Annotated in this window: 7 protein-coding genes and 2 pseudogenes; 3 read left to right on the top strand and 6 right to left on the bottom strand. The window is 67.8% G+C overall.

Annotation, left to right across the window (positions count from 1 at the left end; translation table 11 throughout):
• The first annotated feature begins 198 nt into the window (after positions 1-198).
• Entirely contained in the window at positions 199-1,329 is a 1,131-nt protein-coding gene (locus I0Q12_RS25405; RefSeq protein WP_197255894.1) for a patatin-like phospholipase family protein, read from the top strand.
• A 57-nt stretch (positions 1,330-1,386) separates the two neighbouring features.
• Here the strand turns inward: I0Q12_RS25405 and I0Q12_RS25400 are convergent, their stop codons facing one another.
• The gene (locus tag I0Q12_RS25400; protein WP_197255892.1) at positions 1,387-3,456 is read right to left on the bottom strand and encodes a phage holin family protein; all 2,070 of its coding nucleotides are present in this window, start codon (positions 3,454-3,456) and stop codon (positions 1,387-1,389) included.
• A 35-nt stretch (positions 3,457-3,491) separates the two neighbouring features.
• Between I0Q12_RS25400 and I0Q12_RS25395 the strand changes: the two genes are divergently transcribed.
• Positions 3,492-4,316: an MBL fold metallo-hydrolase gene (locus tag I0Q12_RS25395; protein WP_197255885.1), complete on the top strand. Its 825-nt coding sequence runs from the start codon at positions 3,492-3,494 to the stop codon at positions 4,314-4,316.
• A 24-nt stretch (positions 4,317-4,340) separates the two neighbouring features.
• On the opposite strand, the gene I0Q12_RS25390 is transcribed toward I0Q12_RS25395, so the two are convergent.
• From I0Q12_RS25390 to I0Q12_RS25375, 4 genes and pseudogenes are all read right to left on the bottom strand, one after another.
• Positions 4,341-4,631, bottom strand: coding sequence for a transposase (locus I0Q12_RS25390; protein WP_197255883.1), 291 nt, complete (start codon positions 4,629-4,631; stop codon positions 4,341-4,343).
• A gap of 386 nt (positions 4,632-5,017) precedes the next feature.
• A pseudogene (locus tag I0Q12_RS25385) lies at positions 5,018-5,632 on the bottom strand (extradiol ring-cleavage dioxygenase); the annotation flags it as partial.
• A pseudogene (locus I0Q12_RS25380) lies at positions 5,629-6,491 on the bottom strand (alpha/beta fold hydrolase). The pseudogenes I0Q12_RS25380 and I0Q12_RS25385, both read right to left, overlap by 4 nt.
• Positions 6,488-6,721 (bottom strand): hypothetical protein, encoded by a 234-nt coding sequence (locus tag I0Q12_RS25375; protein WP_197255881.1) that lies wholly within the window; start codon positions 6,719-6,721, stop codon positions 6,488-6,490. The pseudogene I0Q12_RS25380 and the gene I0Q12_RS25375 overlap by 4 nt, the downstream one beginning before the upstream one ends.
• Before the next feature lie 241 nt (positions 6,722-6,962).
• On the opposite strand from I0Q12_RS25375, the gene I0Q12_RS25370 reads away from it, so the two are divergent.
• Positions 6,963-8,060: a hypothetical protein gene (locus tag I0Q12_RS25370; protein ID WP_197255879.1), complete on the top strand. Its 1,098-nt coding sequence runs from the start codon at positions 6,963-6,965 to the stop codon at positions 8,058-8,060.
• Positions 8,061-9,014: 954 nt separating this feature from the next.
• Here the strand turns inward: I0Q12_RS25370 and I0Q12_RS33925 are convergent.
• A partial coding sequence (locus tag I0Q12_RS33925; RefSeq protein ID WP_231611427.1) for an aldehyde dehydrogenase family protein occupies positions 9,015-9,721 on the bottom strand: 707 nt, incomplete at its 5' end.

Here is a 9,721-nt window from a genome sequence, read left to right as displayed (position 1 = left end):
CGTCCCCGCCGCGTCACGGCGAGACCGACCCGCGATTCTGCAACAGCCCGCTGAGGAGACGAACGGTACATTCGCTCGGATAAGACGCCGGGACCCGAGGCCGGAACCACGCTCCTGCAACGTTTCACCGAACTCCCCCGCGAACCCGGCGCCCGGCGCGCCTAATGGGATCACACAGTCGACGACACGGGGGTTCGCATGTCGAAGAAGTCGGAGCAGCGCACTGCCCTGGTTGTGTCCGGTGCCGGCGCGCGAGGTGCGTACGAGGCGGGTGCCGTCCAGGCCCTGCTTCCCGTACTCGCCCCCGACGACGTGGTTCCGCCGATCCTGGTCGGGACCAGCGCCGGGGCGTTGAACGTGGCCGGCTTGGCCGCCTATGCCGATCTCGGCGGCGAGCAGGCAGCCAAGGAGGTGGTCGCGGCGTGGAGCGGGGCCGAGCTGACGGACGTGTTCTCCCCGATCGGCACTCTGCTGCGGACCGGCGGTTCGACGCTCGGCAGGCTGATCGGGCTTCCGGTTCCTCCTCCCGCCGGGCTTCTCGACACGTCGCCGATGCGAGCGTCGCTCGAGGCACTGATTCCCTGGGACCGGCTCCACGAGAACATCCGCATGGGCAAGGTCCGAGCGGTGGCCGTGGCCACGACCTCGCTGGCCACCGGCGGCACCGTGGTGTTCGTCGAGCACGCCGACGACGTGCGTCTTCCCGGCTACGACGCGCACCGCAACATTCGATACGTCTCGACTACCCTCGACGTCGATCACCTGCTCGCGTCCGCTGCGATCCCGATGCTCTTCCAACCTGTCGAGATCACCGGCGAAAACCGGGGTTGGTACATCGACGGCGGTCTCCTGCTCAACACACCCATCAAACCGGCTCTCGAATTGGGAGCAGAGCGGATCGGGGTGGTCGCGTCCCATCCGCAGGAGCGTCTGCCACTGCCCTCCGGGTCCACGGCCCAGGCAAATCCGCCCGACGTGCTCGGCACCGCCGCGCTGTCGCTGCGCGCAATCCTCACGGACCGCATGATCGACGACCTGTGGACGCTGCGTAACCGCAATGGCACTAAGGGCTACCGCGCCGTCGATGTCGTGTTCGCCGGGCCGACCCTGCAGGAGACCAGCAAGATCGACCGTCTCGCAAAGGACGCGTTCGACTCGATGCTCGGCCTGCGGGGCCGTGTCCGCCACCCGATGGAGACAACCCTGATGAGTTTGATGAGCGACGTTCGACCTGGCCACGACGAGCTGCTGAGCTACACCATGTTCGACTCGAAATTCACCGGGCCCGCCGCGGACCTCGGCAGCAAGTGCACGCCGCAATCCTCGTGACACAGGCCGACTTCTCGTGAAACAGCCCGGCGATACTCACCGAACGACGAGTGAAGTTCACCGACCCGGCCCGGTCGAATACGACCCTGCAGGTCCACGGTTCGGGCGCGCCGGTGCACTGGTTGCTCGCACACCCGTCGAATGATCTCGCCATCCGACGAGCACCTTGTGCAGAGTCTCGGCGCCGTGCAACGGTTCCGGAGCTGCAGGCAGGTCGGCGGGGTAGATGAGAAACGGCGTGCTCTGCGGTCCGCCCATGCCGCCGTGCGAGCCGACCTGCTCCTCGAACGCCGCGACCTCGTCGGTTTCCGGCCAGTACATGCCGCCGACCATGATGTCGGCCACGTTGTCGAAGGCGTCGGTGCGTCGGATCTTCGCCAGCGCATCGGGGCCCATCACCGCGAGAGGGTCCCGGCCGGTGACTTCGCCGGTCGTCACGTCGACCTTGCCGCCGGACCCCAGCACCACGGATCCGCCGGGTGCGGCGACGAGCAGGAACCCGATTCCGGGATGCTCGCGAAGCGCGGTGAGCAGCCCGGGATGGGCGGCCTCGATGGCGTCGACATCGGCGCGTCCCGGCAGGTGCGGAAAGTAGATCAGACCGAGGTTGCCCGAGCCGAGCACGATCGGCTCGCCCGTGGGAGGACGCGCCTCCTCGTCGGCTGCCGACGCGTGCATGCTGGCCGCCGCGTAGGCACGGCCCTCCGCCCCGGGCTTGGGGGAGGCGGTGGCAGCGCGCTCGTGCCGGTGCCGACCTTCCGCGGACGGCTCGCCCTGCGTGGTCAGCCGGGCAACCAACTCCCCCAGGGTCTCCCCGTAGCGTTGCCGGAAGGTGGCGCCCTGACTCTGCCCGTGGTCCGACAGCACGACGACGCGGTAGCGCCGGTCCGCCTGCTCCGTCACAGCGAGCAGCATCTCGACGATCTCGTCGAGCTTGGTCAGCACCGCGAGGGTCTCGGGCCGGGAGATTCCGGAGTGGTGCGAGACTTCGTCGTATCCGATCAGGTCGACGTAGACGATGCTGCGCCCCTTGATCAGATCCCCGACCACCGCGGCGGCGGTGACGTCGGTGGCGAGGACGGTCGCGAAGGCCCGCACGAACGGATACACCCCTCCCCGCGAGACCCGCGGCTGGATGTCCTTCCGCTTCTGCCGCAATGCCTGACGCAGCTCCCGCTGGAGTTCCGCGAACATTCGGATGAACGTGCGCAGCGCGCTCGCCGGGTCGGCGAAGTAGTCGCTGTAGCCGGCGCCGGCGCCGAGACGGGCACCGCGCATGCGGCTGACGACGAGCACGTTGTCGTGCGCACCGCCGGTGAACAGGTTGCCGCGGCTCGCACCGTCGTGCGCGAGCAGACCCGGAATCTCGGCCCGTTCGAGTTCGCGCTGCTCGTTGTCGGCGGGGTTACTGAACACCGAGATGCGCCCGGTCGTCTTGTCGTACCAGCGGAAAGCCGGCACGTTGTGGTTGGAACCGTGCAGCACCGCCAGCTGGGTCGCCCCGGTCTGGCTGCTCCAGTCGGTGTGCCACGGGACCAGCCGGTGGGTCTCGCGCACCAGCTTCGCCAGCCCGGGCGTCACGCCGTCGGCGATCGCGCGCCGCAACACGTCGTAACCCAGCCCGTCGATCTGGATGCACAACAGCCCCGGATCCGCGTCCACGAGAGCAGCGTTGCGTCGCAAGCGGAACCGGTTCCGGCGCACCTGCATCAACCGGTACGCGGTATCGGAGCGGGACGCGATCGCACCCGAGACCACAGAGGTGACCAGCGAGACCACCGCTGCCAGAACGACCGCATCGCGCGGCTCGTCCACCGTGGCGACCGGCACCAGGTTCAGCGTCAACAGCATGATCGCGCCGCCTGCGAGGAACACCCCGACGAACAGCAGCACGGGGCCGATCCACGACATGAAGCGCATCGTCAACGGCCACAGTGCCGCGTTGAGGATGCCGAACACCAGCGCGACCACCAGCGCGGCAGGAAGCGTCGGCAGCGGAGCAAAGCTCGACGGATCCAGGGTGACGCCGCGGAGGATGCGGTCCAGCACGAGAACCGCGAACGCCGACGATCCCCAGAGCACGAGGAATTCGACGAGTATCCGCAACACCCCGCCCACCGTGCGCATCGCACTCCCTCTCGTTGTCTGGAATCGTAAGGGGCGTGAGCGCGCCGCCGGGTGGGAATACCGCCGCGTCCGGGATGCGCTGGCTCGGGCACGCCAGCACGCTGATCGTGGACCGCGGTACGGTCGTCCTGACCGATCCGGTGCTCACCGACCGCGTCGCCCACCTGCGCCGCCGGCGGGGGCCCACCCCCCTCGGCTTCCGCACGCGCCACCCGGACGTCGTCCTGCTCTCGCATCTGCACGCCGACCACACCCATCTACCGTCGCTGCGGCTGCTCGACCCGGACGTTCCGATCGTGGTCCCGTGGCGGGCGATGGACGGCCTACCCGCGTTGCGCCGCTTCGGCGACCGCCTGGTGCCCCTGCGGCCCGGCGACGAAACACGCATCGGCGCGGTCACCGTGCGCGCCGTGCCCGCACATCACGACGGTCGACGCTGGCGACGTGGACCGCAGCTCGCGCCTGCGGTCGGATACGTGGTCGAAGGCGACCGGCGGACCTACTTCGCCGGCGACACCGATCTGTACCCGGGGCTGGAAGACCACGTCGGCCCGGGGGTGGACCTCGCGCTGCTACCCGTCGGGGGCTGGGGTCCCACACTCGGCGACGGTCACCTCGACCCGCCTCGAGCCGTGGTCGCCGCGCGGCTGGTGGAGGCAGCCCTGGCGGTGCCGATCCACTACGGCACGCTGTGGCCGATCGGCTTCGACGCCGTGCGCCCCCGGTCGTTCTTCGGACCCGGCGCCGAGTTCGTCCACCATGCCGAGCGCGCGGGGCTCATGGCCGTGGAGTTGCGTCCGGGTGACGCGCTCGGCGGATCGGACGGCGGGCACGGTTCGTCCGGAACGCATCGCCGCTAGGCCGTGTTTCAAAAGCCCGCTGCCTCACAACCACTGACCGATCGCAGCGACCTGGACGGTGGCCAGGTACCGCACCGCGAGCTTGTCGTAGCGCGTGGCCACCGCCCGGAACTGCTCGAGTTGGTTGATTCCGCACTCGACCGCATGCCGTTGCCGGTACACGTCTCGCTCGAACGCCGGAGGTCGCCCACCACCGGAACCTCGGTTGCGGCGGTGGGCGAGCTGGTCGGACGGGATCGCGATCGTGGCCTTGATCCGTCGTCGCCGCAGATAGAGGCGGTTCGCGCGAGAACTGTAGGCCTTGTCCGCCAGCACCCGCTCCGGACGTGTCCGCGCCCGGCCGCGTGCTGATGCGCCCGCATGACGGTCGAATCGACGCTGACGTCCCAGACGATCCCGCCGGATGCGTCGGCCACGGTCTGCAGTGCGGTCAGGACCCGGGCGCACACTCCGCCGCGTTGCCAGCGCCGGAACAGGCCGTACACGGTTTGCCAGGGCGCTAAACCCAGATACCGGAGACCTCACTCATTCCACGACTGCGACACCCCTTTCCGGCGGGAACGCGGTTCAAGATCACTTTTGAAACACGGCCTAAGCCCTACCGGCGCCGGGGTCGGCGCCGGCGGGGCTTGGGTGAGGTGGTGTCAGTAGAGGTTGTCGAGCTTGTCGAGATCGGCACCTTTGGTTTCGCGGCTGGTGGCCACGGCGAGCACGGCGATGGAGTGGTGGCGCTCGTTCACTCGCAGGAACCGGATCTTCAGACGTGCACCGTTGATGGTCTCGTCGATGTAGTCCGACAGGCGGGCGTCGAAGACCGTGTCGTAGTAGCCCCGGAGTTGATGGGGTCGGGTGGAGGTGATCGCCACGTGTCCCAGTCCTGCAGCGCCGGTGACGAATCCGGCGGTGCTCATCACCAGCGGTTCGGTGGTGTGGCGGGGCCGGGTGAAGATTTCCTGGGCGATGCCTTTCGGGCCGGGGAACCGCAGCAAGCGTTCGACCCCGCGCAGCGCGGTCTCCTCGTCGGTGCCGTCGGTGACCGGGACTCCGCGATTGCGTACCCGTGCCACGACCCGGTCGAACGATTCGTGATCGTCGATCTGCCAACCGAGGGCGGTGACGTCCTCGGCCGGCCCGCGCTGGAGCAGGAAGCGGCATTGGTGGTCGTCGAGCCGAAACCGCATGGCCTGGTTCGACAATCGGTCGACGTGCATGCCGATGGCGTCGCGGCCGAAGCGGTGCCAGTCGGTGAACTTGTCGGTTTCGATGACGATGTAGCCGAGGTGGACGGATCCGAACAGGGTGTCGATGCTGGTCATCGGGCGCTCCCGGTGAGGAAGGCCGCGGTGACGGCGTTGAAGAAGCCGGCGCGTTCCCACTGCACCCAGTGCCCGATGTTGGCGGTGAGCAGCAGGTCGCAGTTCGGCAAGGTCTTGGCCAGGGTCGGGCCGCCGCTGGGACGGTTGACCTTGTCGTCGGCGCCCCAGATCACCAGCGTCGGGGTCTGCAGGGTGCGCAGTCGGCGGTCGCGGGTGAAGTCCATGCGCCACAACGTGTGCAGGGCCCCTGGTCCGGAGGGGCGCTGCAGCGGCGGAGGCGCGATAACGCCGGGGTCGATGCTCGACCGGTAGCGTTCGTCGATCACCTCATCCGGGATCGCGGTGCCATCGAAGACCAGATAGGTGCGGATGAAGGTGGCGAGTTTCTCGCGCGAGGGCCCCTCACCGGTGTAGTAGGACAACAACGCGCGCAGTCCGGGGGTGGGCAGGGCCCGGGTGGTGCCGATACCGCCGGGGCCCATGAGGACCATCTTCTCGACCCGCTCCGGGCTGTCGAGCGCCAGACGCAGCGCGCACGCTCCGCCGTAGGAGTTGCCGACCAGGTGGGCGCGGTCGAGGTCGAGGTGGTCGAGCAGACCGCGGATGTGGTCGGCGAGATAGCCGAAGGGGTCCGACCCGTCCACTCCCTTGCTGGAGCGTCCGTAGCCGGGCAGGTCCGGCACGATCACCCGGAAATGTTCGGAGAGCGCGTCGATGTTGCGCGAGTAGTTCGCCACACCGGAGGCGCCGGGCCGCCGCCGTGCAGCAGCAACACCGCCGGTCCGTGTCCGGTTTCGGCGACGAGGATGTCCTTCCCGTCGACGGAGACGGTGCGTTCGGTCAATGCAGCGCGGGTCATACGAGGGTCTCCATGTCGTCGGAACAGGTCGGGGCGGTGGTCTTCATGCCGGCCGGGGGTGGAGGCAGAGGACTGTCGGCGCCGGCAGCGGCGTAGATGACCTTGTCGGGGCGCAGCGCGAGGGCGGTGGCGCCTTTGTTGCGCATCCACTGCATCAGGGAGCCGTCGATGTCGACGAGGGCGTCGGGGGCCGGTGCGGTGCCGGGGCCGGTGATCCGTACGACCGGCACGCCCACGGTGTGCCAGCCCGGCCAGGATCCGGCGGCGCCGAGGTGCTATTGATGGATCGATCGGCGGCGGCGGCGAACCGACCACATCAGAATCCCCGGGCCGTGGTCGTGTCCGCGGTGCGTCCTCGATCGCTGGGGGTGTTACCGGACACGGACTGGCAGCGGATATCCGTGGCGGCTGTGATCGACTCGCACCCACCGCTCGAAGTTTGGGAGCAAACCGAGTGGGTATGTGAAGGCGGTGACGGCGAACGAGCATCTGCAGGCAGGGCACTCCGGCACGGCGGGTGAGCAGGTCTCGGTGCTGCTGATCGCGGATCCGGGTGAACCCGCGGCTCTTGCCGAACGCATCGCAGAGTACCTGCCGGAACGCCTGCGCAGCCCTGACCGGGTCGAGCGTCGGTGGACGACCTGCGTGCGCCGGAAACCCTACATCCCCGACGAGCAAGCGGATTTCGCCGAGGTCATCGACACGGTCGATCCGTCCTCCGAAGAGGAAGACATCGTCGTGTACCTCACCGATCTGCCGCGCCGCGAGGACACCTTGCCGGTGGTGGCCGACGTCAGCGCCGACCACAAATTCGCGCTCATCTCCGTCGCCGGAGTGGGCGGCGTCCACATCGAGCGCCGCGTCCGTACCGTCACCGAACTCGCGATCGCCCGCGTCGTCGGCGAGCCAGAACTCATGCCCACCGGCGCGGACCGGCGGTTCCCGTCTGCGCAGATCAAGGGCGGGATCCGGTACTTTGCGCCCACGGGACTGCGGCGACTGCGGTTGTTGTCGGGGATGGTGCGGGCCAACCGGCCGTGGCGGCTGGTCACCGGCCTGTCGAAGGTGCTTGTCGGTGCCTTCGCCACGGGTGCGATCGCGCTGGCCACCAACACGATCTGGTTGTTCGCCGACACCATGGGCCCATGGCGTATGAGTGCGGCCACGGTCCTGTCGATCGTGGCGATGATTCTCTGGCTGATCCTCGATCACGAACTCTGGGAGCGACCGAAGTCGCCGGAGGAGCGTGATCGTTCGGTGCTGTACAACACCGCGACCGTAGTCACCCTGGTCATCGGCGTGATCGTCCTCCACTTGGCCCTGTTCGGCCTGCTGCTGTTCACCGCGTGCCTGACTCTTCCCCCGGAACTGTTGTCCCGCATTCTCGGGCACGGGGTGGGTTTTTCCGACTATCTCACGCTCGCCTGGCTCCTGGCGTCCATCGCGACCATCGGTGGGGCACTCGGGTCGGGTCTCGAGGACGACGCCGCCGTCAGAGAGGCGGCATACGGAGTCCGGCAGCGGCAACGCATCGAGAACACGCAACAACCGTCGAACGAGGCGGGATGATCGCAGCGACCGGTGAGGGCTGGCCGGTCCAGGTTTGTGGTTTTGAGTCCTTGCATCCCGCGGGGCTGCCACTTCCTCAGCCACCTACCCTCTCACTTCCTCAACCCTGTGCGCGGTTCGCTGGTGGGCGGTGAGCAGAAGGTGAGGTCGAGGTCGCGGTTGTCGCGGGCGACACCGGGGGTGTGATCGTGGGCGACGTCGTTGTCTCCGAGCTACCACACGCGGACACCACGATTGCCATTGCGAACACAGCCGCACCCCCCACAGTCTTCACGACCACTACACCGCAACTCACCCCGCGCGTTACCACCGAGGCGCTCACCGCGCCGCTCACACAGCGCTATCTCACGCAGGGCGGTGACACCGCCGACCTCGGCGAGTGCATCCCGGAACCAACGTTGCTGCTCGATGAGCAGGTGATTTCCTGGACCCGACGGCCACGATGTCGGAAGGCGCGACGATCCTCGAGTTGATGCTTCCGGCATACATTCTCGGCACGGTCGTGCTGGCCGCGCCGCTCTTCGCATTGGTGCTCGCTCGCCGAACTGCCGAAACCGAGGTCAACGAAGCGATCGCCACGTGGAGCTCAGAAATCAACGATGCTGTCCCCTACCCAGGCGACCGAGAGGAGGCCACAGTCGGACTTGATACTCGTCGTGATGTTCCGCGTCTACCTGCCGACCCCCTTCGCAAGGGAACTGAGCACGTAGTGCCACCCGAGCGAGTGCGGTAACCGCCTCTCTGGTGAAGGACCCGCCGTTCGGCGGTTCCTTCACCAGACTCCCGGCACACGGGTGGCAGTCGAGCGAACCGTATGGCCTTACATGTGGGTGCCGGCACCTACCGCCCACACCGGCGGCCCTACAGATCACGCACGATACACAAAGGCCAGTTCCGCTTCGAGTATTCTTCGCGGGCAGTGACATTCGCCGAGTTGACTGCTGTCACTGGTGATCAGTGTGCGATGTACTTCGTGTCGAGGTACTCGCCGATGCCTTCGACGGATCCTTCGCGGCCGAAGCCGGATTCCTTCACCCCTCCGAAGGGTGCGGCCGCGTCGGCGATGATGCCTCGGTTGATCCCGACCATGCCGGTCTCGAGTGCGTTGGCGACTCGGGACGCTCGGTCGAGATTCTGGGTGTAGAAGTACGCTGCGAGTCCGTATTCGGTGTTGTTCGCCGCCGCGATCGCTTCGTCCTCCGTGTCGAAGGTGGTGATCGCGGCAACCGGACCGAAGATCTCCTCACGCAACAGACGCGCGTCGGGACTCACGCCGTCGAGAACTGTCGGGGCGTAGAACGTTCCCGGCTCGTCGGGACGGCCACCGCCGAGGCGGATACGTGCACCCTTCGCGACGGCGTCTTCGACCAGAGCATCGACGGTGGCGCACTGTTTCGCGGTGATCAGCGGTCCGATGTCGGTTCCCGCTTCGAGGCCGTGCCCCGTGCGCAATGCACCGATGCGTGCCGTGAACTTCTCGCCGAATTCTTCTGCGACGCTCCGTGCGACGTGGAATCGGTTGGCCGCTGTACATGCTTGGCCGCCGTTGCGGAATTTTGCTGCCATCGCGCCGTCGACCGCTGCATCGACGTCGGCGTCGTCGAACACGAGGAACGGGGCATTGCCTCCGAGCTCCATCGACGTCCGCAGAAGACGGTCCG

It is taken from the genome of Rhodococcus sp. CX (assembly GCF_015865005.1).
Lineage (GTDB): Bacteria > Actinomycetota > Actinomycetes > Mycobacteriales > Mycobacteriaceae > Rhodococcus.
The sequence above is the reverse complement of the archived record's forward strand: the minus strand, read 5'-3'. Positions and strand labels throughout refer to the sequence as shown.